The following is a 25,744-nucleotide window of genomic DNA, read 5'->3' as shown; positions in this document are numbered from 1 at the left end:
CGGTTCGCTAAAACCGGCACACAATAGGATCGATTCACCGGCACGCAAGCCTGCTTGAGGCGATTACGCCTTGTGACCGGCGAATCTTTTCGCTTGCCCTTTGAAAAGCGCATCGAGTCTTTCGATCACCTGGCGCACTTCCGGGCGATGCCGGTCGTCGTCGTTGGCGATGATCCACATCGTGTAGGTGAGCTCCGAGATGATCCCGCCCTCGCGCACCAGGCCGGGGAGCTCATCGCCGATGAAGCAGGGCAGCACGCCGCGCCCGTTGCCGGCCACGATCAGCTTCGGCAGAAGCTCCGGTGAATTGGTCCAGGTGCGGATGTGAGCCTCGTGATGCTGAAACACCCATTTGTCGGCCGGCGAATGGGAACTTTCAGTGCCGATCGAGACCCACGGCATGGTCTCGTGTTCGGCAAGGCCACTTGCTCTATATATAGAGTGTGCGACGGCGACCGACCGGCGGATCGCCACATTGCCGGATTCCGGCCTTCGGTTGACGATCCCCACATCCGCCTCGCGATAGGTGAAATCCACGCCCTTGTGCAGCGACTTGCAGCAGAGCCGGAACAGGTCCTCCTTGCCCCTGATCTCGGACGTATGTTCGCTGACGAAACCGGAAAGCCAGGCATCGGTGCCGATCGAAACGATCGGCATGGCGAAGGCCTGCGCCTTCCAGTCGGCGATGCTGTCGGCAGTCTTCTGCATGGCGCGGACATGTTCGAGCAGCGTCTCGCCGTCCGGTGCCAGCCGGTAGCCTTGCTGGCTGCGCACGAAAAGGGTCCGGCCCGTCGTCCGTTCAAGCGCCAGCATCCGCCGCCCGATGGTCGGGGCGCTTATGCCGGTGCGGGTGGCGGCGGCGCTTAAGGCCCCTTCGCTCGCCACATGCAGGAACAGTTTCAGATCGTCCCAGCCCGCATCTGTCATGTGAGACACCCTATCGTTTCACCGGTGATCTTCCCATCGTTCATGGATGAAAAGCGGCTTTTGCCGGCGCGTCTACAAGCCTGCGCGGCAAACCACTAGCTCGACGGCATCACGTTATAGATGGAGTGACCACCATGCTTCTCAACTGGGCGAAACTTTGGGATCAATTGAACGCGGAGACAGGCCGGAGCGGGCGGCGGGATCCGATGACCGATCCTCTTGCCGATCCCCTGGAGGGCGCCGAATGGCGCGGGCTGCTCTGGGCCGTGCCGTTTCTGTCGTGGTTGACGAACGGCCGCCAGAGGCGGCGGGCGAAGAATGCCCGCCGGCCGCACCACGACCTGCCGGTCAGTGGCTGGTCTCGAAACTCAGCCGGATCACGTGATGCAGGAATTCAGCATCGATCAGCATGTTGAAGCCGACGGTCACTTTCTCTTCCTCGCGGCGGATCACCGTGCAGCCAATGTCGTCTTGGATGCCGAGGATTTCGAGGAAGAAGTTGTTGGGCATCGGCAGGGTCGGGCCGACCTCGATTTCCGCACCATACAGCGAGATGCTGCGGATCAGGCAGCGGAAGCTCGTTTTGGTGCTGAGATGATGACCGACAAGGATGACCTTGCCGGGGCGGTCGATCGTGAACTTCTCGAAAGCCTGGTCGCGCGGGCCGTTTTTTCTGGTGTCCTGGTCCATATTCAAGGGCATGACACCCTCCTGTTTCATTCGTACGATGTGACTATATTCCTCGTCCGCTGACACATTCTGAAACGGATTGATAAAATGTGATCGGATAGGCGGAAAATCGCCGAAAAATCCGGCATCTGATCGCTGGCGAGGCGGTTTTTACTTTCCGTATGGGACAGCTGCGAACTCAAAGCGTGTAATCGCCGATGTCGCGTTGTTGACGGAGCGGTGTCGCGGGGATACCCCTTTCGATCGGATTAATGGTGCTATCTCAACGAAAACCATGATCAGTGTGGGGAGTGAGACGTGACGGGCAGGTTGGTGATAATAGGTGCGGGCCAAGCGGGTTTTGCGCTCGCTGCGAAACTCCGGGCCTTGAAGGATGCGCGACCGATCACGATCATCGGTTCGGAGGACGTGATCCCTTACCAGCGCCCGCCGCTCTCCAAGAAATATCTGCTCGGGGAGATGGAATTCGACCGGCTGACCTTCCGGCCCGAAAGCTGGTTTGCCGAACACGACGTCGAGCTTCTGCTCTCCACCTATGTCGAGGAGATCGACCGCAAGGCAAAATCCGTCCGCATGCAGGATGGCGCGGTCATCGAATACGACACCCTGGCGCTCACCACTGGCTCGACGCCGCGCACGTTGCCGCCAAGCGTCGGCGGCGATCTCGACGGCGTCTTCACCGTGCGCGACAAGCGCGACGCCGACCTTCTCGCCGGCGAAATGAAGCCGGGCCGCCGGCTCCTTATTATAGGCGGCGGTTACATTGGTCTCGAAGCGGCGGCCGTCGCCCGCCATCTTGGCCTCGAAGTGACCCTGATCGAAATGGCCGACCGCATCCTCCAGCGGGTCGCGGCGAAAGAGACCGCCGACGTGATGCGCGCCATCCACGACAGCCATGGCGTGGTCATCCGCGAAAAGACCGGCTTGCACCGCCTGATCGGAGGAAGCGGCCCGGAAGGGAATCATGTGCGCGCGGCCGAGCTTTCCGACGGCAGCACGATCGAGGTCGATTTCGTCATCGTCGGTATCGGCGTGAAGCCGAACGACGATCTGGCTCAGCAATGCGGCCTCGAAGTCGGCAATGGCGTCATCGTCGATGAATTCGTCCGCACCTCCGATCCTTCGATCTTCGCCATGGGCGACTGCGCCATGCTGCCCTGGAAGGGCAAGCGCATCCGTCTCGAATCGGTACAGAACGCCGTCGACCAGGCGGAGGCCGCGGCAGCCGTCCTCGCCGGCGGCTCAGCGCCCTATGACGCAAAACCCTGGTTCTGGTCCGACCAGTACGACGTGAAGCTGCAGATCGCTGGCTTCAACCTCGGCTATGACGAGATCCTGGTGCGCAAGGGCGCCCGCGAAGGCAGCCTGTCGATCTGGTATTTCCGCGAGGGGCGGTTCATCGCCGTCGACGCGATCAACGACGCCAAGGCCTATGTCAGCGGCAAGAAGCTGCTCGACACCGGCATCGAACCCAGCCGCGCCGTCCTTGCCGATCCCACCGCCGACCTGAAACAGCTCCTCGTCTGAAGGGAAACGCCATGCCGTCTCCGAAGAATCACTTCAAGGCGGCGCTGAAAGCCCGCCTGCCGCAGATCGGCCTCTGGCTGAACATGGGCGAGGCGCTGACCGCCGAGATCGCCGGCCATGCCGGTTTCGACTGGCTGGTGATCGACGGCGAGCACGGGCCGAACGACCTCCGCAGCATTCTGGCGCAATTGCAGACGCTGTCCGCCTCGCCCTCTGAAGTGGTCGTCCGCCCGCCGATCGGCGAGACCTGGGTCATCAAGCAGATGCTCGATATCGGCGCCCGCACATTGCTTGTGCCGATGGTCGATTCGGCCGAGCAGGCGAAGGAACTCGTTCGCGCGGTGCGTTATCCCCCGCGCGGCGTGCGCGGCGTCGGCGCGGCCGTCGCCCGCGCCTCCGGCTTCAATGCCATCCCCGACTATGCCGAGACCGCCGCCGACGAGATCTGCCTGATCGTCCAGACTGAGACCATGGCGTCGATTCGCGACCTGGAGAACATTGCCGCCGTGGATGGTGTTGACGGCGTCTTCATCGGCCCCGCCGACCTTTCGGCCGACATGGGCTATCTCGGGCGCATGGAGGCCCCGGAGGTCCAGGAGGTGATCGAGAAGGCGATCGGCACGATCGTGAAGTCCGGCAAGGCGGCCGGCATCCTCACCTTCAGCGAATCCTTGAATCGCCACTATCTCGATCTCGGCGCGAGCTTCGTGGCGGTCGGCGCCGACGTCACCGAGTTTTCCGGCGCGCTCAAGTCCTTGGCCAGCCGCTATGGCCGCGGCACGGGGACCGGCAAGCCGCGTTCGGGCTACTGAGAATCGCGCCAGTGGGAAGAATGGAATCAGTTGTTGCGATTCGTGTGTCCTTGCCGGTGGAATCGCATGACATTTCCATAAAAGACCTTGCCATCGATATCGTTTCCCAATAATCAGGCCCGACCGGAGAGGTGGCCGAGTGGTCGAAGGCGCTCCCCTGCTAAGGGAGTATACCCGAGAGGGTATCGTGGGTTCGAATCCCATCTTCTCCGCCATTCCTGACCGAAAACTCCCGCCAATCCTGCATACGATTTGTCTTTTGATCGGTTTCACAGCCTTTCGGGCGCGATGGACTCACTCACGAATCCTGTCCTGTCCCGCGAGTCCTTCAGGCTCGTTTCGGCCGCGCTAAGTGACTGCGCGATAAGCCCTTTCTTAACAAAGTGTAAAATACCACCTAAGGCGGTCCCTTGCTTTGTGTCCTTTCGGCAACAGACTTCTGGGAAGCGGGTACCGGAATGGCGTCCGGTTGAAGTTCCAGATTGCATGACCCTCCCCGTCTTGTATTTTCAAATCCGGAAGCGAGGCGGTGGATCGTCCTTCTTCTAGCAATCGACGGGGATGGGGCAGGGAACGCTGTCCTTCAGCCAAAAGAACCCAGACCCATACGAAACTTTGACTGGAGGTCAAAAATGAACATCAAGAGCCTTCTTCTCGGCTCCGCTGCTGCCCTCGCAGCAGTATCCGGCGCTCAGGCAGCTGACGCCATCGTAGCTGCAGAACCGGAGCCCATGGAATACGTTCGCGTTTGCGACGCTTTCGGCACCGGCTACTTCTACATCCCGGGCACTGAAACCTGCCTCAAGATCGGCGGTTATGTCCGTTTCCAGGTTGATTTCGGTGATACCACCGCTGGCCTCGCATCCAATTTGGCTAACGGCGGCGACTGGGATGCGTGGACCCGTGGCCGTCTGGAAGTTGTTTCCAAGAGCGATACCGAACTTGGTACCCTGACCGGCTTCATCGCCTTCCAGGCCGAAGCTTCGCAGGACAGCCTTTCTGCGGTAACCGACCCCTTCTACTTCGACGAAGTTTACCTGCAGCTCGGCGGCTTCAAGGCTGGTACCTACCTGAACTGGTGGGATAAGGGCATCAACGGTGAAACCGATTCGCTCGGCTCCAACCGTCTGGCCTCGATCTCTTACACCTATACCGGCTCTTCTTTCTCGGCTGGTGTTCAGCTTGATGAAGTAAGCCGCAGCAACGCGGTTGGTGTTTCCGGCGAAGCTCAGGGCCTGGGTGTCGAAGCCATCGTTTCGGCTAAGCTTGGTCCGGTAGCTCTCGACCTTCTCGGTTCCTACGACATCGAAGCTGAAGACGGTGCAATCCGCCTTCTCGGCAGCGCTGCTATCGGCCCGGGCACGCTTCAGGGTGCAGTGGTTTGGTCTTCTGGCGAAGGCGAGACTGGCGCTGGCCAGATCTACTACGCCGAGTCTGAGTGGACGACTGCTGTGTCGTACGCCTACAAGGCAACTGACAAGCTGACCCTGACTCCTGGCTTCCAGTACTACTGGAACAGCGCGGCTGGTGCTGGCGACTTCGAAGGCGACAATTTCTATCGCGCTGGTCTGACTGTCGATTACGCGATCGTTTCGGGTCTGTCTACCAAGGTTTCGGTACAGTACCAGGATGAGCACGACGGCATTGATGATACGTGGGTTGGTTTCGTCCGCCTGCAGCGCACCTTCTGATCTGATTTTTCAGATTTGAGTTTGGAAGCCCGGCCATTGGCCGGGCTTCTTGCGTTTACGTTATTGATTCGCGTCAGCGCACCGCCAGATGGAGGCCAGCCGCTGACAATCCCTAACGTTCCGTAAACAACCAGAGGTATGCGGTACGCGGCTTTGGAAGTTTTGTGGCAAAAAAGAAACGATGCCTTCGCAACTGCACAACGAGATGCCGTCATGCCGGCGAATGCGCTTGTTGTCCGCCGCAGCATTGATGTAATTTACCTGAATTGAGGTTGTATTGCCTTTATTGCTGACTTGGAGGTCAATCTATGAAAATCAAGAGCCTTCTCATCGCTTCCGCTGCCGCGCTCGCCGGCGTGTCGGGTGCCAAGGCCGCCGACGCAATCGTCGCAGCCGAGCCGGAGCCGATGGAATATGTTCGCGTTTGCGACGCTTTTGGCACCGGCTATTTCTACATCCCGGGTACCGAAACCTGCCTCAAGATCGGCGGTTATATTCGTTTCCAAGTGGATTTCGGTAATGATTCCAACGACGTGAATGAAGGCGACTGGGATGCTTGGACACGTGGTCGCCTTGCCGTTACCTCGAAGAGCGATACCGAGCTCGGCGAACTGACCGGTTTCATTGCGATCCACGCTGAAGCTTCCCAGGATTCGACATCGGCAGTTACCGATCCCTTCTATTTCGACGAAGTTTACCTGTCGCTCGGCGGCTTTAAGGCTGGTACCTATCTGAACTGGTGGGATGCCAACGATCTTCCGGGCGAACTCGATGACCTCGGTTCTAATCGTCTGACCGCGATTTCCTACACCTACACGGGTAGCGCATTCACCGCGGGCTTGCAGATCGACGAGATCTCGAACGCTATTGGCGCGGCTGGCGATGCCCAGAACATCGGTATCGAAGCTGTTCTGCAGGCAGCCCTCGGCCCGGCGAAGATCGAACTTCTCGGTTCCTATGACAATGCTGCCGAAGAAGGCTCTATCCGTGGTATCGGCTCTGTCGCCGCCGGCCCGGGCACATTCTACCTCTCGGCCATCTGGTCGTCTGACCCGAACACCTATTATGCCTCCGCAGAGTGGACTGTCGCGGCCGCCTATGCCTGGGACGTCACCGACAAGCTGCAGGTCATCCCGGAATTCCAGTATTTCTGGAACTCGCTTGACGCTGCTGGTGAATTCGACGGCGACGACTTCTGGAGGGCTGGCGCGACCGTTAACTACAAGATCACCGACGGCCTCTCCAGCAAGGTTGCTGTTAATTACTCTGATGCGACTGATGACTGGGCCGGTATCGTCCGCCTTCAGCGCGACTTCTAATCCGGTTAAACGGATCAGATCGGAGGAGCCCGGCTATCGCGCCGGGCTTTTTCGTTTTATGCCGAAGATTGTCGAATGCTTGTTGTTGTGACAGGTGCATTTGCACCCTGTTCGCTTCTGCGAGAATCCCGGTGCCACAATGGTGGAAGAGCGCTGCAATCGGGCTGCGGCGGATGTGATGATCGCTTGATCAGACACGTGCCGCAATCTACCCCGACGCATGGCAGGCTTCTCGCCGCAAGACGTTGAGATCGCGCGAATTTTCCGCAAATCGTCCAAGGCGCCCGCTGGCCTCAAGAGGCAATGTTCACCAAAGCAGGGGCACGAATCAGGCCCGCTCACGTAAGTCGATATGCCTCCGTGACCGGCAACTCCGCCTACTGTCGCCCGAACCTCAAATCCGCCTCGATATCCGCCTTTTGCCCGAGCCTGATCTTGTAGACCTGATAGTTCTCCATCACCCGCTGCACGTAGTTGCGGGTTTCGGGGAAGGGGATGCGCTCGATCCAGTCGACCACCTCGTCGAGGGACTTGCCGCGCGGGTCGCCGTAACGGGTGATCCATTCGGGCACGCGTTTCGGGCCGGCATTGTAGGCGATGAAGGTGAGGATGTAGGAGCCGCCGAACGTGTCTATCTGTTCGCCGAGATAGTGGGCGCCGAGCGTGGCGTTGTAACCTGCATCCGTGGTCAGCCGCGCGGCCGCATAGGTCAGCCCGTGCCGCTTGGCGACGCCCTGCGCGGTGCCGGGCAGGATCTGCAACAGGCCACGGGCATTGGCGGGCGAAACCGCGCCGGGGTTGAAGGCGCTTTCCTGGCGCGCGATCGCATAGGCAAGCGCCTTGCCTGAGCCGGCGATATCGGCACCGGCCGGGATGACGCCGATCGGGAAGGCGAGTGCTGCCACATCGATGCCGCGGCTGAAGGCGGCCTTGCCGATCTGCAGCGACAGGGCGTGATTGTCTTCCGATTCGGCCCTTGCCGCGAGGATTGCAAGTTCGCCTGGACTGGTCATCTCTTCCGCCAGCGCGCGATAAAGCACGGCCGCTCGTTTGCCATGGCCGGCATCTTCGAGCCGGGCGATCGCCCGGACAGCCTCGCGGCTTTCGAAATTCTGTCGGTCCGTTCCGCTCGGCATGGGGTAGGTGACGTCGAGCGCCTTGAGGTCGAGGCGGGCGGCGGCAAGCTGGCCGTAGAACGTACTCGAAAAATGCGCCGCCTTGGCGAAGAACTCCTTGGCACTGCCGGGGCCGCCGTCTTCCGCGGCGCGGCCGAGCCAGTAGAGGGCGCGGGAGGCGGACAGCGGCTTGTTCGAAGTCTCCAGGATCTTGCGGAAATGTTTCTCGGCAGTCGCCGGCTCATGCATCGCCCGCAGCGCATACCAGCCGGCGTGGAATTCCGCATCGACGATATCGGTGGAGGAGGCCGCGACATAATTGGCTGCGGTCCGGTAGGCGAGCTTGAATTCGCCCTGGTCGGCAAGCCCGCGCGCCACGATGCGCCGCTCGTTCCACCATTCCGCCGTGTTGACCAGCTTGGCCGCCTCGCGAGGCGCCTTTTCAAGCAGGTCCGCCGCATCCCGGTATTTGTCCTGCCGGCGCAGGTATTCGACGCGGGCGAAGAGATAACCCGGATCTTCCTTGAGCGATCCGTCGACGCCGTTCAGCAGCGCCTCGGCGTTCTTGGCATTGCTGATGACGGCGGTCCAGGCCTTGTAGAGCGATTGCGCCTTGCCGAGATCGCCGAAGCGCTTGGCCTGCGCCGCGCGCCCCTTGTACATCAGGAAATCCATCCGCGCCTTGTGATCGGCGGGGGTTAGCAGGCCTGAGAATTCAGCGAGGATCTTGTCTTCGGTCGGCTTGTCGAGCGTTTCGGTGAACCAGATCTGCCGCAGCGGCCGGGTGGCCTCCACTTGTCTGGCCGATGCGACGAGTGCGCGGGCAAGGATGAGCGTGCCCTCGGTGGTTTCCGGTCGGGTCGAGCCGAAGGCGGCAAGCACGGTCAAGGCCGGCGGGTTTTCGCGGTAAAGCGCCCGTTCGGAATTGGCGCGCAGGCCCCTGAGGCCCGGCCAGCCTCTAAGCTCCGTCTGGGCCGCGGCGATCTCGCCTGACGGCACGCCCGGCGCGCCGGATGTAGCGATCGCCCAGGTGAGGATATGTCGGTCGAGCGAGCCTTCGGAGAGACTGTTGCGGACGGCAAGGGCTGCGGCGATATCGTTGCCAGCAAGCGCGTCGAGCCCGGCCTTCAGCTCGGGGGCAACCACCAGCGGACCGGTCCGCGGGATCGTACCGGTCACGTCGGGCGCCGGCATGGCGGCAGGCATTGTGATCGCGACCGGGTTCTCGGGCTTCATATAGGGAAGGGGGGCCATGCTTTCGGGCAGCGATGCGGCAAATGCATGCATGCTCGCAGCGCCGAGCCCCAGTGCTGCGAGGATCAGAACAGGCCTGTACATCCGGTAACTCGCGAAAATAGTCGTCCCCTTATTAGCCGCCAGCCACGTTAACGAAAGCTTACCACGTTTATGAAAATGCGCGGTTTCTTATATGAGATTCCATATGAAATCCCTGGCACTTGCGCTTGTCGTCGCTTTCCCGTCGCTTTATGGTGCGCGACCTGAGAGGCTTTCGGGAAAAGATCGGCTGCGTCGCGGCCCGTCCAAATGTCCTGAATGCTCTCATAGTCATGGATTGCGGCAGCAGAATGAACGCTGCCGATTGGGAGTTTTGCATGTTCAAGGGATCGATGCCCGCCCTGGTTACCCCGTTCACCACCGATGGTGCGGTGGATGAACAGGCCTTTGCCGCGCATGTGGATTGGCAGATCGGCGAAGGCAGCAGCGGCCTGGTGCCGGTCGGCACCACCGGTGAATCGCCGACGCTGAGCCATGACGAGCACAGGCGCGTCGTGGAACTGTGTGTCGAAGTGGCCAAAAAGCGGGTACCCGTGATCGCCGGCGCCGGCTCCAACAATACGCGCGAAGCCGTCGAGCTTGCCGTGCACGCGGAAAAGGCCGGTGCCGATGCCATCCTCGTGGTCACGCCCTATTACAACAAGCCGACCCAGAAGGGCCTGATCGCGCATTTTTCGGCGATCGCGGAAGCGACGAAGCTGCCGATCATCATCTATAACATCCCGCCGCGCTCGGTTATCGACATGTCGCCGGAAACGATGGGCGCGCTCGTCAAGGCGCATAGGAACATCGTCGGCGTCAAGGATGCGACCGGCAAGATCGAGCGCGTCTCGGAACAGCGCATCACCTGCGGCAAGGATTTCGTCCAGCTCTCGGGCGAGGATGCGACAGCGCTCGGCTTCAACGCCCATGGCGGCGTCGGCTGCATCTCGGTGACGGCGAATGTCGCGCCGCGCCTCTGTGCGGAATTCCAGGCGGCCACGCTTGCCGGCGATTATGCCAAGGCGCTCGAATACCAGGACCGCCTGATGCCGCTGCACAAGGCGATCTTCCTGGAACCCGGCCTCTGTGGCGCCAAATACGGCCTCAACAGGATCCGCGGCATGAACCGCACGGTCCGCTCTCCGCTGGTCTCGACGCTGGAGCCGGCAACCGAAGCGGCGATCGACGCGGCGCTGCGCCATGCCGGCCTGCTGAACTGAGACGCATCCGCGCTCACCGCTTCACTTTCGGCATCCGCCGCATTACATAGATAACCAACCCCGCTCATTGCCCATGGGCGGGGATTTGTTTTCGGATAAAGGGCGGAACGGAATACACCCATGGCCCCCAAAGGCAGCCAGCGCACGGTCAACAAGATTGTCGCGGAGAACCGCAAGGCCCGCTTCAACTATGAAATCATGGATACCTACGAAGCCGGCCTGGTCCTGACCGGGACCGAGGTCAAGTCTTTGCGCGAAGGCAAGGCCAACATCGCCGAATCCTATGCTTCGGACGAGGGCAACGAAATCTGGCTGATCAATTCGCATCTGCCGGAATACCTGCAGGCCAACCGCTTCAATCACGAACCGCGCCGTCGCCGCAAGCTTCTGCTCTCCAAGCGCGAGATCGGCCGGTTGCGCGCCGGCATCAACCGCGAAGGCATGACGCTGGTGCCGTTGAAGATCTATTTCAACGAAAAGGGCCGCGCCAAGCTCGAACTTGCGCTCGCCAAGGGCAAGAAGCTGCACGACAAGCGCGAGACCGAGAAGGAACGCGACTGGAACCGCCAGAAGTCGCGGCTTCTGAAGTCGCACTGATCCCGCCGGAGTCAGTGGGGGACCGATGCGGTGCCACAAATTCCGTCATCCTCGGGCTCGACCCGAGGATCCAGCCACGTGTAAGTCTTTCGCGAGAAAAAAAAGCCCTTGCCGCGGCAGATGCGGCGTCACTGGATCCTCGGGTCGAGCCAGAGGATGACGAAGGTGAGGGCCGTCTCCTCCAAGAGCTTCATATCGGCTCGCGCCTGTATGGGCGGCGTCCCGCTTTAGGAACAAAATCCGCATCCGCCCGTTGCGTGTGATCTTGTGAGCGCGAGCGGGCTATGGGGCCAATGACCCGAAAGAAAATCTTCACTTACGTCATGCTGGTGGTCGGCTTCGGTGCCGCCGGATACCTGCTCTACCATACGTTCCGCGACTTCACGCTGTCCGAGATCGTCGAGTCCTTCCGGGCCATCCCGACCGCCAATCTGCTGATGGCGCTCCTCTTCGCCTTCGGTTCCTATGTCTGCCTCTCGGGCTTCGACTGGGCCGGTGTGCGTTATGTGAAAAACGATCTCGCCTATCCGAAGATCGGGCTTGCCTCGTTCATTGCGCTCTCGATCGGCCAGAGCGTCGGGCTTTCGGGCCTAAGCAGCGGCGCACTGCGTTATCGCTATTATGCCCATTGGGGCATGAGCACCGAAGATGTGGCGAAGATCGTGCTGCTGTCGGGCGTCACTGTCGGCATCGGCATGGCGGTGCTGTCGGGCATCGTTTTGATCATCAATCCCGGAGATGCCGCTTCTGTACTGGGTTTAAGCAATGCCGTGGTCATCTCGATCGGCTTTGCCTGTCTTGCCGCAACGGCCGGTTACCTGGCGCTTGCCGCCTTTGTGCGAACGCCGCTGAAGATCCGGGCCTGGACCTTCGAAATGCCGACCCTGAAGATCGCCATTGCCCAGGTGGTGATCGGCACGATCAATTTCGCGCTCGTCTCCGCCTGCCTGCGCGAGGTCATGGCCGCCACCGCGGATGTCAGTTACCTCAAGGCCGCGACCGCCTTCGTACTCGCCAACCTGGCGATATTGATCACCCACGCGCCGGGCGGTCTCGGCGTACTGGAGGCGACCGTCCGCCATGTCATGGGCGACCAGGCCTCGATCGGCTCGCTGGTCGCCTTCCGGGTGATCTATTTCTTCATCCCGTTCTTCATCGGTCTGCCGCTGGCCTTGATCGTCGAGGCGATTTTTCGCGCCAGGAAGGCGAAGCGGCAGTCGCAGTCGGCGCTTGAGTTCTCCGACCCGGCATCGGCGTAAGATTGGTGGGTGGCGTCACCCCCCTCTGCCCTGCCGGGCATCTCCCCCTCAAGGGGGGAGATCACAAGCGGCGCGACCGTCATTCTCCCAAATTTTCCAGCCGAGGGTGAGACTTTAAAGAGGAAACGGTTAGCATGCTCCACCCGATCTCCCCCCTTGAGGGGGAGATGCCCGGCAGGGCAGAGGGGGGTAAGCATCCGCGATACCGCGAACGCCCTAACCCTTCCGCACCACCATCCGCCGCTCGTGCTCCAGCAGCCAGCGCTTGCGCCACAGCCCGCCGCCATAACCGGTGAGGCTCCCATCGGCGCCGATCAGCCGATGGCAGGGGATGACGATGGCGATCTGGTTGGCGCCGTTGGCGCCCGCCACCGCGCGGGTGGAGGAGGGGAGGTTGAGCTCGGCCGCGACCGCCCCATAAGTCGTGGACACCCCGGCCGGGATCGCCCGCAATGCCTCCCAGACTTGGCGCTGGAAAGGCGATCCGTGCCCGGCAAGCCGGGTCTTGAAGCCCAGATCCTCGGCGGCGAAATAGGCCTTCAGCTCTGCCTCGATCTGGTCGATCGGCGGATGCCGTCCCATGACGATGCCGCTGCCGGTAAACTTTTGAAGTTTCCTGATCTCCGCCGGCAGCGCCTTACGTTCGGCGAACTCGAGGAGGTGCAGTGAATGCTGGTCGGCGATCGCCATCATCGGCCCGATCGGCGTTTCGACCCAGTCCGCCCGCAGCAGGGTCTTGTTCCGCAGGCTGGCGGGCGCGGCGCCAAACAGCTTCGTCACGGCGCTACGAAAGCCGCTGCCGGATTCGTAACCGGCATCGAGCTGCGCATCGAGAACGCTCGCACCCTCCTTCAGCGTCTCGGCCGCCTTGCCCATCCGCCTGAGCCTGGCAATTTCGAGGAAGCTCATGCCGAACTGCCGCTTGAAGGCACGCCGCGCGGTCGACGGATCGATACCGAACGACACGACATCCTCCTCGCTCCAGCGGCGAAAGGGCTCGGCGTCGAGCGCCGTCAGCAACCGTGTCACCATCGGATCGGTCTCGCCGAGCTTGAGCATCGGCCGGCAGCGGTTGCACGGCCGGAAACCGGCCTCCAGGCATTCGGCGATCGTCTCGAAGAAACTGGTATTCTCGCGCCTCGGCTTTCGGGCTGGGCAGGTGAGGCGGCAGAAAATGCCGGTCGTCTTCACCGCCGCCCAGGCAAAGCCTTCATAGGAGGCGTCGCGGGCGACCAGGGCATCGTAAAGGGTGTCGTCGGAAGGGCGTTCGAAAAGCATGCACCTTTTCTAGCCCAGAACGAAAAAAGGCGCCGCCGAAAAACGGGCGCCTATTTTCCTTTTGATATCCAAGGTGTCGCCTCGATCAGAGATCGGCGGCCTCAGCCGATTCCGCCGGACGGGCCGGGCGTTCGGACGGGTCGCGGCCGACTTCGGCCTTCAGCGATACGAGATCGATGAAATGATCGGCCTGGCGGCGCAGGTCATCGGCGATCATCGGCGGCTGGGTTGCCATGGTCGAAACCACGGAAACCTTGCGGCCCTTGCGCTGCAGCGCCTCGACCAGCGTGGTGAAGTCGCCGTCGCCGGAAAACAGCACAAGATGGTCGACGGTCTCGGACTGTTCCATGGCATCGATAGCAAGTTCGATGTCCATATTGCCCTTGATCTTGCGGCGGCCCATCGAGTCCGTGAATTCCTTGGCCGGCTTGGTGACGACCTTGTACCCGTTGTAGTCGAGCCAGTCGATCAGCGGGCGGATCGAAGAATATTCCTGGTCCTCGATCAGGGCCGTATAGTAATAGGCGCGAAGAAGATAACCGCGTTTCTGAAAGGCCTTGAGCAATTTCCGGTAATCGATGTCGAAGCCGAGGCTTTTCGAAGCAGCGTAAAGATTTGCGCCGTCTATAAAGAGAGCAATCTTCTCCCTTGGGTCAAACATATGGTCTCCATCCCCTTTTCTTATGAACCTGCTTTGCAGGTGGAGGCCTGGTCAATATAAGCCGAACCAAATCTCCGGAATAATCCACTACATTACGAACTATTCATATAACTGTCATTTATGGCACGATTCTCAATAATCCAAGCAGCTTGGGGTTGAATTTCGCCGGCGCCCCCAGAAGAGGCGATCTGACTTGTCAAAAGTCAATTATCAGGAAAAACTTGAATTTGCCGCGCAATGCCTGTATCGGGCGTATCAATTCCGAAAATCACTGATCAAAGGACAGGCAATGGCCCGTGTCACAGTAGAAGATTGCATTGACAAAGTCGACAACCGGTTCGAACTGGTCCTGCTCGCGAGCCATCGCGCCCGCCAGATCTCGCAGGGCGCTTCGATCACCATCGACCGCGACAATGACAAGAACCCGGTCGTGGCGCTGCGCGAAATCGCCGACGAGACGCTCTCGCCGGACGACCTCAAGGAAGACCTCATCCATTCGCTGCAGAAGCATGTCGAAGTGGACGAGCCCGAGCCCGATCCGGCATCGCTGATCGCTGCCGGCGGCGTTTCCGTCGCCTCCGATCGCGACGAGGACGACGACGCTCCGGAAACCGTCACCTTCGACCAGATGTCGGAAGAGGAGCTGCTTGCCGGTATCGAAGGTCTCGTACCGCCGGAAAAGAGTGACGATTACTAAGCGAAACATTCGCTTAGCAAGTTTTCGTTCATTCTCTCGCCCTAATCTGCTTGAATGTTTTATGATGGCTGCGCCAACCTTCCTGGTTGGCGCGCCATTTTCTTTTCGTCCGGTGCCCATTCACGGGCACTGAAGCGGTATCGAGGACATTTTTCAGGATGATGCGGCAATACGAGCTCGTGGAGCGGGTCCAGAAATACAAGCCCGAAGCCAACGAAGCTCTGCTCAACAAGGCCTATGTCTACGCCATGCAGAAGCATGGCCAGCAGAAGCGCGCCAGCGGCGACCCTTACATTTCCCACCCGCTCGAAGTCGCCGCCATCCTCACCGACATGCATCTCGACGAGTCGACCATCGCGGTCGCCCTGCTGCACGACACGATCGAGGATACCACCGCCACCCGCGCCGAGATCGACGAACTGTTCGGCGAGGACATCGGCCGGCTGGTCGAGGGGCTCACCAAGCTGAAACGCCTCGACCTCGTGTCGAAGAAAGCCAAGCAGGCCGAGAACCTGCGCAAGCTGCTGCTCGCCATTTCCGACGACGTGCGCGTCCTCCTCGTTAAGCTCGCCGACCGCCTGCACAACATGCGCACGCTCGAGCACATGAAGGCCGAGCAGAAGGCGCGCATCTCCGAAGAGACCATGGATATCTATGCGCCGCTTGCCGGCCGCATGGGCATGCAGGACATGCGCGACGAGCTGGAGGAGCTTTCGTTCCGTTACATGAACCCGGAGGCCTACGAGACGGTCACCCAGAGGCTCGCCGATCTCGAAGCCCGTAACGAGGGCCTGATCAAGAAGATCGAGGACGAGCTGCGTGAGTTGCTGATCGCCAACGGCCTCAAGGACGCCTTCGTCAAGGGCCGCCAGAAGAAACCCTATTCGGTGTTCCGCAAGATGCAGTCGAAGTCGCTGTCCTTCGAGCAGCTTTCGGACGTCTACGGTTTCCGCATCATCGTCGGCGATATCCCGTCCTGTTACCGGGCGCTCGGCATCGTCCACACCCGCTGGCGCGTCGTGCCCGGCCGCTTCAAGGACTATATCTCGAACCCGAAGCAGAACGACTATCGCTCCATCCACACCACTATCGTCGGCCCCTCGCGCCAGCGCATCGAGCTGCAGATTCGCACCCAGCTGATGCAGGAGATCGCCGAATACGGGATCGCCGCGCATGCGCTCTACAAGGACGGCAGGGGCGGGGAGTTGCTGCCGAAGGAATCCAACGCCTATTCCTGGCTGCGGCACACGATCGAGTCACTGGCCGAAGGCGACAATCCGGAAGAGTTCCTGGAGCATACCAAGCTCGAACTGTTCCAGGACCAGGTCTTCTGTTTCACCCCCAAGGGCAAGCTGATCGCCCTGCCGCGCGGGGCGACCCCGATCGATTTCGCCTACGCGGTCCACACCAATATCGGCAACACCACGGTCGGCGCCAAGATCAACGGCCGCATCATGCCGCTGGTCACGAGGCTGAACAACGGCGACGAGGTAGAGATCATCCGCTCCGGCGTGCAGGTGCCGCCCGCCGCCTGGGAAGAGATCGTCGTGACGGGCAAGGCGCGTTCGGCGATCCGCCGCGCCACCCGCATGGCGATCCGCAAGCAATATGCAGGCCTCGGCCACCGCATCCTGGAGCGCACCTTCGAGCGCGCCGGCAAGGTCTTTGCCCGCGATACGCTCAAGCCCGCGCTGCCCCGTCTGGCGCACAAGGATGTCGAGGATGCGATCGCCGCCGTCGGGCGTGGTGAGCTTTCCTCGCTCGATGTGCTGCGCGCCGTCTTCCCCGATTACAAGGACGAGCGCGTCACCGTGAAGCCGGCCGCCGACGACGGCTGGTTCAACATGCGCAGCGCCTCGGGCATGATCTTCAAGTTGCCGAACCAGCGGCGCGTCTCGCCGGAAGAGCTCGAGGCCGGCCCCGATCCGCTGCCGATCCGCGGACTTACCGGCAACATGCAGGTCAGGTTCGCGCCGAGCGGCGCGGTGCCGGGCGACCGCATCGTCGGCATCATGGACAAGGACAAGGGCATCACCATCTACCCGATCCAGGCGTCCGCCCTGCAGCGGTTCGACGACCAGCCGGAACGCTGGATCGACGTGCGCTGGGATCTCGACGAGGCCAACAAGTCCCGCTTCCTCGCCCGCATCGAGGTTAATACGCTGAACGAACCCGGCACGCTCGCGACCGTCACCCAGACGATCGCCCATCTCGACATCAACATCAGAACGCTGACCATGGGCAGCAACCGCGCTGCCGATTTTTCCGAGATCACCATGGAGGTGGAGGTCTGGGACCTGCGCCAGCTGAACCAACTGTTGAGCCAGATGAAAGACTTGGATTGCGTCGCGAACGTCAAGCGGGTGTATGACTGAGGGGCGCGGCAAGCCCCTTCTCCCCCCTTGCGGGGGAGATGTCAGCAGAGCTGACAGAGGGGGGTAGCTCAGCGAACTCAACGACCCATGGAATATGCGGCACCACCCCCCTCTGTCGCCTCTGGCGACATCTCCCCCGCAAGGGGGGAGAAGGGAGCCCGCCGCTTACCTAACAATCAGCCGGACACCGTCTCCGCTTGGCTCGCCACCTGAACCGCCTCGCTCGCATCCCGCACAAACGCCCCCTGAGCCCGCAGCGTCGCCTGCAGCTCCGCGATATCCACATTCCGCGGCGCCACGCCGCGATTGGCCGCAATTCCTGCCGCGGCACCCGCAGCCTGCCCCGTCAGCCAGCACTGCGGAATCTCGCGCATGAAGCCGTGGCTGTTCGCATCGCAGGAGATGTGCCGTCCGGCAGCGAGCAGTCCGTCCAGCCTTGCCGGCACGAGCGCTCCGTAGGGCACCGAAAGAACCGGAAATTTTGGCGACACCGAAGGGCTGACGCCGACTTCGTCTGGCTGCACCGCGCCGCTTCCCCACTGGCCGCGCTCGATCCGTCCGACACCCGCCAGGCGCCGCGTATGCCGGACGCCCAGCTGCGGCGCGCTGAGCAGCATGTAGGCGTCCTTGAACCCCGGCGCATGGCTGCGGAAGAATTCGCAATGCGACTGCATGAACCGGTGCGAGCGGATTTCGACTTCCGTCATGTCGTCGACGTTGAGCGCCGAAAGGCCCGATTGCCGGGGGCCGAGGAACAGCGCGATGTCGTTGCGCCAGGAAACGTATGGCGTCTGGAAGAACCCGAGCTGGTCGCGCCCCAGCGCGTTGAATTCCGTAAATGCCTGCTCCTGCTCGGATCGGAAGGCGAGCCATGTGGCCATGTCGACGCCGCCCAGCATGAAGCCGGTATTCATCGAGTGGTGCACGTCGCCTTCCTCGATATCGGCCTCGAAATTTGCGCCCGCGCGCGCAAAAACGTCGCCGTCGCCGGTGCAGTCGACCACGACCTTGGCCATCAGCCCCTGGCGGCCTTCCTTGCTTTCGAAGATGACCCCCTTTACCGCGCCGTCCTCGACCACCGGCGTCGCCGCCCAGGAATGGAAGACGATCCGCACGCCGGCCTCTATCAGCATTTCCTGCGAGATCAGTTTCAGCCGCTCGGGATCGATGGTCGGCGCCCAGGTGACGATGCCGTGGAAGGCGGAGGTGCGCAGCCGCCAGTATTTTGCGAGATCCGCATCCCGCTGCCCCCAGAGGCTCCTGTCCGGCCCCGCGACGGCCTCGGGCGGAAGACGGCCGAGAACCTCCTCGGCAAATCCGCGAATGACCTGCCGTCCTTCCCAGTCGGTCATCCGGTCGATCCAGATCACCACGCCGCCCGTGGAAAGGCCGCCGAGATGATTGTAGCGCTCCAGCACCACGACGTCCGCCCCGGTTCGCGCAGCGGCGAGCGCTGCCGCGGTTCCGGATGGTCCCCCACCAACGACCAGCACGTCGCAGCGATGATAGACCGGAATGTCGCGCGCCTCTTCCCTCAGGACGCCTTCTCCGTTGCGGCGGGGGAAGACATAGTGCCCTGATTCAAAGATGTCGGAGCTCAGGAAGCGGTTCTCGTTTTGACGAATCTCCTTCACCGAAACCTTCTGATCATCCATGGCACCCTCCCTGATGTCCGCCGCCCATCATGTCCGACGAGTCCGAGGGTTGATTTAGCCAAGGAAAAGGGGGCTCGGAAAGACACCAATACGCCGATAGAGCTTTCTCGATTCACGCTAGATGATGAAGCCTCACGCCTGGCGACCTCGACTTGCCCGCCCATTTTCTGCGCATCATCGTTAACCCGCCATGCTTCCTACGCAGGGCTGACCAGCGGTTGCGGCGTTGGTAAAACCCGATGCCTCGTCTTATATTGTGCATCGCAACATAAGAGAGAAAGAAACAATCATGTTTGACACAGTACGCAAGTTCGCCCGCGCTTTCCGCGTCCCAACAACCCAGGACCGCGAAGTCGCTTACCTGAACGAAGCCAACGACCGGATCGACCTCGAATACCGCATGCGCCAGGTCGACCGCGGCATGTTCCGCAAGTCGTCCTTCTAAGCGATACGCTCCGATCAGTCACCCGTTCGCGCGGAAAATCGCCGCGCGGCAGATGCATGTCTTCCCGTGCCGCGTCGATGCGGCCGAAGACCCGATCACCTCCGCGAAAACCTTATCTCCAGCGAGACGGGCCAATTTTCGCCATCATCTTCGGCTTGGGCTAAAGCCTGTTTGATCGAAGATTCCCGCAGCCGTCGGATGAAGATCCCGCTGCCGAACCAGATGCGCACCCATGCCGTTTCGCCGCCGTACACCGCTTGCTTTTCGTGAAAGACTGCGCCGGGCCGTCCTGCCTCCCAAGGGCTTCCGCCGCGTCCTCGATTATTATCGCCTGAAGGTCATGCGCATCGGCGGCTCCCCGCATGCAGTCGCGGCAGGTCTTGCGATCGGCGTGGTCAGCGCCTGGACGCCCTTCCTCGGCCTCCACATCCTGTTTGCCATCCCGCTCGCCTATCTCTTCGGCGGCAGCATGATCGCGGCTGCGCTCGGTACCACGTTTGCCAATCCCATCACCTGTCCGATCATCTGGCCGCTCACCTGGAAGATCGGCGAGACGATGCTCGGCAATCAGGCCTCAGGCCACGACAATCTCGATCTCGGCCGGCTTTTCCACCATCTCGATTTCTCGCAGCTCTGGCGGCCGATCCTCGAGCCGATGCTGATCGGCTCCCTGCCGCCGGGTATCCTCTGCGGCCTGGTATTTTACGCAGTCACCTATCTCGGCGTGCGCAGTTTCCGCAACCGGCGCCTGGAACGCTTGACGGCGCGGGCCGGAGCCCTCAAGTCAGTATAAAGACTGACGAGAACCGGCCGGGCGCCGCAAGGAAGATGTCATGATCATCGGCATGGGCAGTGACCTCATCGATATAAGACGCGTGGAGAAATCCATTGAACGGTTCGGCGAGCGTTTCACCCATCGCTGTTTCACCGAGATCGAGCGGGCGAAATCCGACCGCCGCCAGAACCGCGCCGCCTCCTATGCCAAGCGGTTCGCCGCCAAGGAGGCCTGTTCCAAGGCGCTCGGCACCGGCATCGCCCACGGCGTGTTCTGGAAGGACATGGGCGTCGTCAACCTGCCCGGCGGACGGCCGACCATGGTGCTGACGGGCGGGGCTGCGGAGCATCTTTCAAGCATGATGCCGGCCGGCCACGAAGCGGTTATTCACATCACCATCACCGACGAATACCCTTATGCGCAGGCGTTTGTGGTGATCGAAGCCCGCCTCGCGGCCTAATCGACCATTGCCGCCGCTTTGCGAAGGGTTTAGAGAACGCAAAACCGCTGGCAACAGCCGAGCCGAACAGAAAGACGTCAAACGTGTCCGATAAAGCCGAGACGAAGTCGCAGAACAGTCTGTGGGAAAACATCAAGGTCATCATCCAGGCTCTGCTGCTGGCGATGGTGATCCGCACGGTGCTCTTCCAGCCCTTCACCATCCCGTCCGGCTCGATGATGCCGACCCTGCTCGTCGGCGACTATATCTTCGTCAACAAGTTCGCCTACGGTTATTCGAAATACTCCCTGCCGTTCTCGCCTGACCTGTTTTCCGGCCGTATCCTGGAATTCAAGGAGCCGAAGCGCGGCGATGTCATCGTCTTCCGCCTGCCGAGCCATCCGGATATCGACTATATCAAGCGCCTGATCGGCCTGCCGGGCGACCGCGTCCAGGTCACCAACGGTGTGCTGCTGGTCAACGGCAAGCCGGTCCCCAAGCAGGGCGACGGCACCTTCACCTCCGATTACAGCCTCGACCCCGGCACCGACGTGCCGGTCTTCCGCGAAACGCTCGATAACGGCGTCACCTATGACACGCTCGACCATTCGCCGGTTTCGCGCGGTGACAATACCCAGGAATTCGTCGTTCCGGCCGGCCATTACTTCTTCATGGGCGACAACCGCGACAACTCGCTCGACAGCCGTTTCGACGTCGGTTACGTGCCCGCCGAAAACCTGGTCGGTCGCGCCAGCGTCATCTTCTTCTCGCTCGGCAACGACACCTCGTTCCGCGAGATCTGGAAATGGCCGACCAACATGCGCTGGGATCGGATTTTCAAGGTCGTTCGGTGATGAAGTCAAAGACGCTTTCGGCGGAGGAACGCGGCCAGCTTGAAAAAGCCATCGGTCATGAATTCGCCGACAAGCAATGGCTTGACCGGGCGCTCACCCATGCGAGCACCGGATCGGCCAAGAGCGCCAATTACGAACGGCTGGAATTTCTGGGCGACCGCGTGCTCGGACTCTGCGTCGCAGAGCTGCTGTTCAAGACGTTCCGCACCGCCGCCGAAGGCGAGCTTTCGGTTCGGTTGAACCAGCTTGTCAGCGCCGATAGCTGCGCCATCGTGGCCGACGAACTGGAGCTGCACCGCTTCATCCGCACCGGCGCCGACGTCAAGAAGCTGACCGGCAAGCGGATGATGAACGTGCGTGCCGACGTGGTGGAAAGCCTGATCGCCGCGCTCTATCTCGATGGCGGGCTCGAAGCTGCCCGCGGCTTCATTCTGCGCTACTGGGAGGGCCGTGCCACCCGCGCCGATGGCGCGCGGCGCGATGCAAAGACCGAGCTGCAGGAATGGGCGCATGCGAAATTCGGCCTGACCCCCGCCTACCGGGTGGACGAACGCTCCGGCCCGGATCATGATCCGCGGTTTACGGTGACCGTCGAGGTCACGGGCGTAGCGCCGGAGACCGGTGAGGACCGTTCCAAGCGCGCCGCCGAACAGGTGGCCGCCACCAAGATGCTCGAACGCGAAGGCGTATGGCAGAAACCCTCTGCCGAACAATGAATTGGACACTATGACCGAAAACGACAACATCACCGGTGACGAGAACGAAGCCGGCCCGAACAATGCCGGCCCGACCCATTCCGGTTTCGTGGCGCTGATCGGCCCGACCAATGCCGGCAAATCGACGCTGCTCAACCGGCTCGTCGGCGCCAAGGTCTCGATCGTCAGCCACAAGGTGCAGACGACGCGCGCCATCGTGCGCGGCATCGCCATCCACAACAACGCCCAGATCGTCTTCATGGATACGCCCGGTATCTTCAAGCCGCGCCGCCGGCTCGACCGCGCGATGGTGACGTCCGCCTGGGGCGGCGCCAAGGATGCCGACCTGATCCTGCTCCTGATCGACAGCGAACGCGGTATCCGCGGTGATGCCGAGGCGATCCTCGAAGGCCTGAAGGAAGTGCATCAGCCGAAGATCCTGGTCTTGAACAAGATCGACCGCGTGCGCCACGAGGATCTGCTGAAGCTCACCGCCACGGCCAACGAGGCCGTGCCGTTCGAGCGCACCTTCATGGTGTCGGCGACCACCGGTTCCGGCTGCGATGACCTGATGGATTATCTGGCCGACAAGCTGCCGGAAGGTCCCTGGTATTATCCGGAGGACCAGATCTCCGACCTGCCGATGCGCCAGCTCGCCGCCGAAATCACCCGCGAAAAACTCTTCCTGCGCCTCCATCAGGAACTTCCCTACGCGAGCCACGTCGAGACGGAGAAGTGGGAGGAGCGCAAGGACGGTTCGGTGCGCATCGAACAGGTGATCTACGTGGAGCGCGACAGCCAGAAGAAGATCGCGCTCGGCAAGAACGGCGATGCCATCAAGGCGATCTCCACCGCATCCCGCAAGGAACTTTCCGAGATCCTCGAACAGACGGTCCACCTCTTCCTGTTCGTCAAGGTCCGCGAGAACTGGGGGGACGATCCGGAACGTTTTCGCGAAATGGGACTGGAATTTCCGAAGTCCTGAGCCGCGACACCCTGAAAAAACCCGGCTTGAATCCGCCCATGCCACCACATGCCGGTGGTGGCCGGGCTTTCAGTGCTACCTGTGGACGAATTATCTCCGGTTAACTAATTTTATCCATAATCATAAGGACTTGCTAACGTAGAGCCGAAGATCCAATTTATCGGCAAGATGGCACGGAGAGTCATGAATGTCGGACGTCGGGTTCGGAAAGGAAGACACAGGCTTGGATGATGTGAATTCTGTCGGCTTCTACAGCTGGGTCGTGCCTGAAAACAAGGTGTATGGCGATCAGGTGATCGCCGACATATTCGGCGTTTCGGATCAGGAGCTGGCTGCCGGCGCCCCGATCGAGAGGGTCATCCGCTACATCAACGAGGGCGACAGGCAACGGGTCGCAAGGGCGATCCACGATGCGATCGTCACAGGCTGCGCATACCAGGAAAGCTACCGCGTCACCCATCCGGACGGCCGCCGGATCGACGTCGCGGCGAACGGCCGGTGCCTGCGCGATGCCGAGGGTGTTCCGTATATCTACACCGGCACCGTCACCGTCCAGTCCGCGGCCGCGGCGGTTGCCGCGACCGATCCGCTGGAGACCCATTGCCGTGCCGCTCTCGGGCTTGCCACCAAACGCCGCCAGATGCTTGCCGCGCGCTATCTGACGTCTGCGCTCAACGTGCTCGGCAAATAGGCTCCCCGTCTCACTTCTGCCGGTCCATCAGCGCCTTGACCTCCAGGTACCGGCGGCGGTTATCCTGGTCCTGCTCGTTGGGGCCGTAGCAGGTGTCGGAAATGCAGAAGCGCTGCAGCCGGAAGGGCGGGGCCGGCTTGTCGAACTCGCATTCGATGTCATTGGTGAAATCGGTCGGCTTGGCGTCCTCGCGGGTGGAATAGGTCAGCCGCGCGCCCGGCGGGTCCAGTTCGGGGAAGGACTGGACGACGCCCGTCTTGATCGACGGCACCAGCAGGAAGTTTTTGGCGACCGCGATGCAGGCCTGTTCGAGCTGCGGCGATTGCGCGGCGGCCGGCGAGGCGAGGAGAAGGGCGGCAGGCGAGGCGGCCAGAAGGGCGGCGGCGAAGAGGGCGTATTTCATGAAGACTCCCAGGGGTCATAGTGGCGGCGCGAATTTTCGCACAGGAATCCAAATGGAGGCCGATTTGTTCCAGGCAAGCCCATGGGAACCTGCATCTTTGCCGCGGACCGGCAAAAGCAGAAACCGATTCAGTCCGAATGACTTATGCTCTATTGTTGAATCGGCTCGGAAGGAGCTTGAACAGATACATGCAGTGGCAGGACGAAGCGATCATCATAGGCGTCAAGCGCCACGGCGAGACGAGCGTCATCGCCGAGCTGATGACCCGTGACCGCGGCCGGCATCTCGGCCTCGTCCGCTCCGGCCGTTCGCGGTCGATGCAGCCTGTGCTGCAGGCCGGCAATCGGGTCGAGGCCGTCTGGCGCGCCAGACTCGACGAACATCTCGGCGAGTTCAAGCTGGAGCCCGTCAGGCTGCGCGCCGCAAAGCTGATGGAAACGGCGACTGCCGTCTACGGCGTCCAGGCCATGGGCGCGCTGCTGCGCCTGCTTCCCGAGCGCGATCCGCATCCGCATCTCTTCGATGCGCTGGACATCATCCTCGATGCCTTCGACGACCCCTCCGATGCCGGCGAGCTTTTCGTGCGGTTCGAGCTCGCGGTGCTGAACGACCTCGGTTTCGGCCTCGACCTCACCGAATGCGCGGCGACCGGCGGGCGGCAGGACCTCGTCTACGTCTCGCCGAAAACCGGCCGTGCCGTCTCCCGCGATGCCGGCGCGCCCTATGCCGACCGCATGCTGGCGCTGCCGGGGTTCCTGAGCGAAGGCGTCGCCTCGGCCGCTGACCGCGACAGCATGGCGGAAGCTTTCAGGCTCACCGGTTATTTCCTGCACCGCCATGTCTACGAACCGCGCGGGCTTACGGAAAACGCCGCCCGCGACGGTTTTGTCCAGGCGGCGCTGAAGGCACTTTCGAAGGATGCTGAACGCTGGGCCGGCTGAAAGAGGAGCCCGGTTGAAGGAGGAGCAATGGAACGGATAGCCACCTGCGCCTGCGGTAAGCTGCAGGCCATCTGCCAGGGCGAGCCGGCAAAAGTGTCGCTCTGCCATTGCCTCGAATGCCAGAAACGGACCGGCAGCACCTATGGTATCGCCGCCTTCTTCGATCGCGCTCAGGTGCGCATCGAGGGGGAGAGCAAGACCTATGCCCGCCTGAGCGACAGCGGCTTTGCCGTCAACCTGCATTTCTGCCCGGATTGCGGCTCGACGGTGTTCTGGGAGCCGCAGCGCAAGCCCGATGTGATCGCGGTCGGTATCGGTTCGTTTGCCGATCCCGGTTTTCCGGCACCGTCCCAGGAGGTCTACGACCAGCACCGGCACCCGTGGGTGCCGGTGCTCGGCTGACCTGCCCGCCGGG

Annotated in this window: 25 protein-coding genes and 1 tRNA gene; 19 read left to right on the top strand and 7 right to left on the bottom strand. The window is 61.7% G+C overall.

From position 1 onward, the window contains the following. Positions 1 to 63 precede the first annotated feature (63 nt). Complete coding sequence (locus tag PMI07_RS32190; RefSeq protein WP_007758907.1) at positions 64 to 927, bottom strand: LysR family transcriptional regulator; 864 nt, start codon at positions 925 to 927, stop codon at positions 64 to 66. 348 nt (positions 928 to 1,275) lie between these two features. Further along, positions 1,276 to 1,629, bottom strand: coding sequence for a PilZ domain-containing protein (locus PMI07_RS32185; protein ID WP_007757964.1), 354 nt, complete (start codon positions 1,627 to 1,629; stop codon positions 1,276 to 1,278). 285 nt (positions 1,630 to 1,914) lie between these two features. Here PMI07_RS32185 and PMI07_RS32180 point away from each other — a divergent pair, with 285 nt between their 5' ends. The 5 genes from PMI07_RS32180 (at position 1,915) to PMI07_RS32160 (ending at position 6,966) form a co-directional block, all read left to right on the top strand. Then, the gene (locus PMI07_RS32180) at positions 1,915 to 3,144 is read left to right on the top strand and encodes an FAD/NAD(P)-binding oxidoreductase (protein WP_007757957.1); all 1,230 of its coding nucleotides are present in this window, start codon (positions 1,915 to 1,917) and stop codon (positions 3,142 to 3,144) included. 11 nt (positions 3,145 to 3,155) lie between these two features. Continuing rightward, the gene (locus tag PMI07_RS32175; RefSeq protein WP_007757955.1) at positions 3,156 to 3,956 is read left to right on the top strand and encodes an HpcH/HpaI aldolase/citrate lyase family protein; all 801 of its coding nucleotides are present in this window, start codon (positions 3,156 to 3,158) and stop codon (positions 3,954 to 3,956) included. 125 nt (positions 3,957 to 4,081) lie between these two features. Further along, positions 4,082 to 4,171 (top strand) — tRNA-Ser (locus tag PMI07_RS32170). Positions 4,172 to 4,588: 417 nt separating this feature from the next. Continuing rightward, positions 4,589 to 5,647, top strand: a complete 1,059-nt coding sequence (locus tag PMI07_RS32165) for a porin (protein ID WP_007757952.1) — start codon at positions 4,589 to 4,591, stop codon at positions 5,645 to 5,647. 308 nt (positions 5,648 to 5,955) lie between these two features. Then, positions 5,956 to 6,966: a porin gene (locus PMI07_RS32160; protein WP_007757950.1), complete on the top strand. Its 1,011-nt coding sequence runs from the start codon at positions 5,956 to 5,958 to the stop codon at positions 6,964 to 6,966. A gap of 377 nt (positions 6,967 to 7,343) precedes the next feature. Here PMI07_RS32160 and PMI07_RS32155 read toward each other — a convergent pair whose 3' ends face one another. Beyond that, positions 7,344 to 9,419: a lytic transglycosylase domain-containing protein gene (locus tag PMI07_RS32155; protein WP_024164356.1), complete on the bottom strand. Its 2,076-nt coding sequence runs from the start codon at positions 9,417 to 9,419 to the stop codon at positions 7,344 to 7,346. 275 nt (positions 9,420 to 9,694) lie between these two features. Between PMI07_RS32155 and dapA the strand changes: the two genes are divergently transcribed. The 3 genes from dapA (at position 9,695) to PMI07_RS32140 (ending at position 12,435) form a co-directional block, all read left to right on the top strand. Further along, positions 9,695 to 10,579 carry a 4-hydroxy-tetrahydrodipicolinate synthase gene (gene dapA / locus PMI07_RS32150; protein ID WP_007773996.1) on the top strand — a complete coding sequence of 295 codons (885 nt, stop codon included), beginning with the start codon at positions 9,695 to 9,697 and terminating at the stop codon, positions 10,577 to 10,579. Between the two features lie 120 nt (positions 10,580 to 10,699). Next, the gene (gene smpB / locus PMI07_RS32145) at positions 10,700 to 11,176 is read left to right on the top strand and encodes an SsrA-binding protein SmpB (protein ID WP_007773998.1); all 477 of its coding nucleotides are present in this window, start codon (positions 10,700 to 10,702) and stop codon (positions 11,174 to 11,176) included. Between the two features lie 293 nt (positions 11,177 to 11,469). Continuing rightward, positions 11,470 to 12,435, top strand: a complete 966-nt coding sequence (locus PMI07_RS32140; protein ID WP_037088779.1) for a YbhN family protein — start codon at positions 11,470 to 11,472, stop codon at positions 12,433 to 12,435. Between the two features lie 216 nt (positions 12,436 to 12,651). Here the strand turns inward: PMI07_RS32140 and PMI07_RS32135 are convergent, their stop codons facing one another. Then, on the bottom strand, positions 12,652 to 13,713 hold the full coding sequence (locus PMI07_RS32135) for a trifunctional transcriptional activator/DNA repair protein Ada/methylated-DNA--[protein]-cysteine S-methyltransferase (RefSeq protein WP_007774004.1): 1,062 nt from the start codon (positions 13,711 to 13,713) through the stop codon (positions 12,652 to 12,654). Between the two features lie 85 nt (positions 13,714 to 13,798). Continuing rightward, positions 13,799 to 14,374: an NYN domain-containing protein gene (locus tag PMI07_RS32130; RefSeq protein WP_007774007.1), complete on the bottom strand. Its 576-nt coding sequence runs from the start codon at positions 14,372 to 14,374 to the stop codon at positions 13,799 to 13,801. Between the two features lie 289 nt (positions 14,375 to 14,663). Here PMI07_RS32130 and rpoZ point away from each other — a divergent pair, with 289 nt between their 5' ends. After that, the gene (rpoZ, locus tag PMI07_RS32125; RefSeq protein WP_007774009.1) at positions 14,664 to 15,071 is read left to right on the top strand and encodes a DNA-directed RNA polymerase subunit omega; all 408 of its coding nucleotides are present in this window, start codon (positions 14,664 to 14,666) and stop codon (positions 15,069 to 15,071) included. Between the two features lie 158 nt (positions 15,072 to 15,229). Then, the gene (locus PMI07_RS32120) at positions 15,230 to 17,446 is read left to right on the top strand and encodes a bifunctional (p)ppGpp synthetase/guanosine-3',5'-bis(diphosphate) 3'-pyrophosphohydrolase (protein WP_007774011.1); all 2,217 of its coding nucleotides are present in this window, start codon (positions 15,230 to 15,232) and stop codon (positions 17,444 to 17,446) included. 176 nt (positions 17,447 to 17,622) lie between these two features. Here the strand turns inward: PMI07_RS32120 and PMI07_RS32115 are convergent, their stop codons facing one another. After that, positions 17,623 to 19,101: an FAD-dependent oxidoreductase gene (locus tag PMI07_RS32115; RefSeq protein ID WP_007774691.1), complete on the bottom strand. Its 1,479-nt coding sequence runs from the start codon at positions 19,099 to 19,101 to the stop codon at positions 17,623 to 17,625. Positions 19,102 to 19,390: 289 nt separating this feature from the next. Here PMI07_RS32115 and PMI07_RS34625 point away from each other — a divergent pair, with 289 nt between their 5' ends. The 7 genes from PMI07_RS34625 to PMI07_RS32085 all read left to right on the top strand — a co-directional run bounded on the left by PMI07_RS34625 (position 19,391) and on the right by PMI07_RS32085 (position 23,985). Beyond that, positions 19,391 to 19,546 (top strand): DUF3563 family protein, encoded by a 156-nt coding sequence (locus tag PMI07_RS34625; RefSeq protein ID WP_007774693.1) that lies wholly within the window; start codon positions 19,391 to 19,393, stop codon positions 19,544 to 19,546. A 232-nt stretch (positions 19,547 to 19,778) separates the two neighbouring features. Next, positions 19,779 to 20,339 carry a DUF2062 domain-containing protein gene (locus tag PMI07_RS32110; RefSeq protein WP_024164355.1) on the top strand — a complete coding sequence of 187 codons (561 nt, stop codon included), beginning with the start codon at positions 19,779 to 19,781 and terminating at the stop codon, positions 20,337 to 20,339. A 40-nt stretch (positions 20,340 to 20,379) separates the two neighbouring features. Continuing rightward, positions 20,380 to 20,781 (top strand): holo-ACP synthase, encoded by a 402-nt coding sequence (gene acpS / locus PMI07_RS32105; protein WP_007760670.1) that lies wholly within the window; start codon positions 20,380 to 20,382, stop codon positions 20,779 to 20,781. Between the two features lie 83 nt (positions 20,782 to 20,864). Next, the gene (gene lepB / locus PMI07_RS32100) at positions 20,865 to 21,614 is read left to right on the top strand and encodes a signal peptidase I (protein WP_007760671.1); all 750 of its coding nucleotides are present in this window, start codon (positions 20,865 to 20,867) and stop codon (positions 21,612 to 21,614) included. After that, a complete protein-coding gene (gene rnc, locus PMI07_RS32095; RefSeq protein WP_037088858.1) occupies positions 21,611 to 22,330 on the top strand; it encodes a ribonuclease III in 720 nt (239 codons plus the stop codon). The genes lepB and rnc overlap by 4 nt, the downstream gene beginning before the upstream one ends. A gap of 10 nt (positions 22,331 to 22,340) precedes the next feature. Continuing rightward, positions 22,341 to 23,294 (top strand): GTPase Era, encoded by a 954-nt coding sequence (era, locus tag PMI07_RS32090; RefSeq protein ID WP_007760676.1) that lies wholly within the window; start codon positions 22,341 to 22,343, stop codon positions 23,292 to 23,294. A gap of 232 nt (positions 23,295 to 23,526) precedes the next feature. Then, positions 23,527 to 23,985 carry a PAS domain-containing protein gene (locus PMI07_RS32085; protein ID WP_245277269.1) on the top strand — a complete coding sequence of 153 codons (459 nt, stop codon included), beginning with the start codon at positions 23,527 to 23,529 and terminating at the stop codon, positions 23,983 to 23,985. Between the two features lie 10 nt (positions 23,986 to 23,995). Here the strand turns inward: PMI07_RS32085 and PMI07_RS32080 are convergent, their stop codons facing one another. Then, on the bottom strand, positions 23,996 to 24,388 hold the full coding sequence (locus PMI07_RS32080) for a hypothetical protein (protein WP_007760680.1): 393 nt from the start codon (positions 24,386 to 24,388) through the stop codon (positions 23,996 to 23,998). Between the two features lie 188 nt (positions 24,389 to 24,576). On the opposite strand from PMI07_RS32080, the gene recO reads away from it, so the two are divergent. Both recO and PMI07_RS32070 read left to right on the top strand, forming a co-directional pair. Next, positions 24,577 to 25,329: a DNA repair protein RecO gene (gene recO, locus PMI07_RS32075; RefSeq protein WP_007760682.1), complete on the top strand. Its 753-nt coding sequence runs from the start codon at positions 24,577 to 24,579 to the stop codon at positions 25,327 to 25,329. Between the two features lie 27 nt (positions 25,330 to 25,356). Beyond that, entirely contained in the window at positions 25,357 to 25,731 is a 375-nt protein-coding gene (locus PMI07_RS32070; RefSeq protein ID WP_007760684.1) for a GFA family protein, read from the top strand. The last annotated feature ends 13 nt before the right edge of the window (positions 25,732 to 25,744 follow it).

The organism is Rhizobium sp. CF080 (assembly GCF_000282095.2).
Classification (GTDB): Bacteria; Pseudomonadota; Alphaproteobacteria; order Rhizobiales; family Rhizobiaceae; genus Neorhizobium.
The sequence above is the reverse complement of the archived record's forward strand: the minus strand, read 5'-3'. Positions and strand labels throughout refer to the sequence as shown.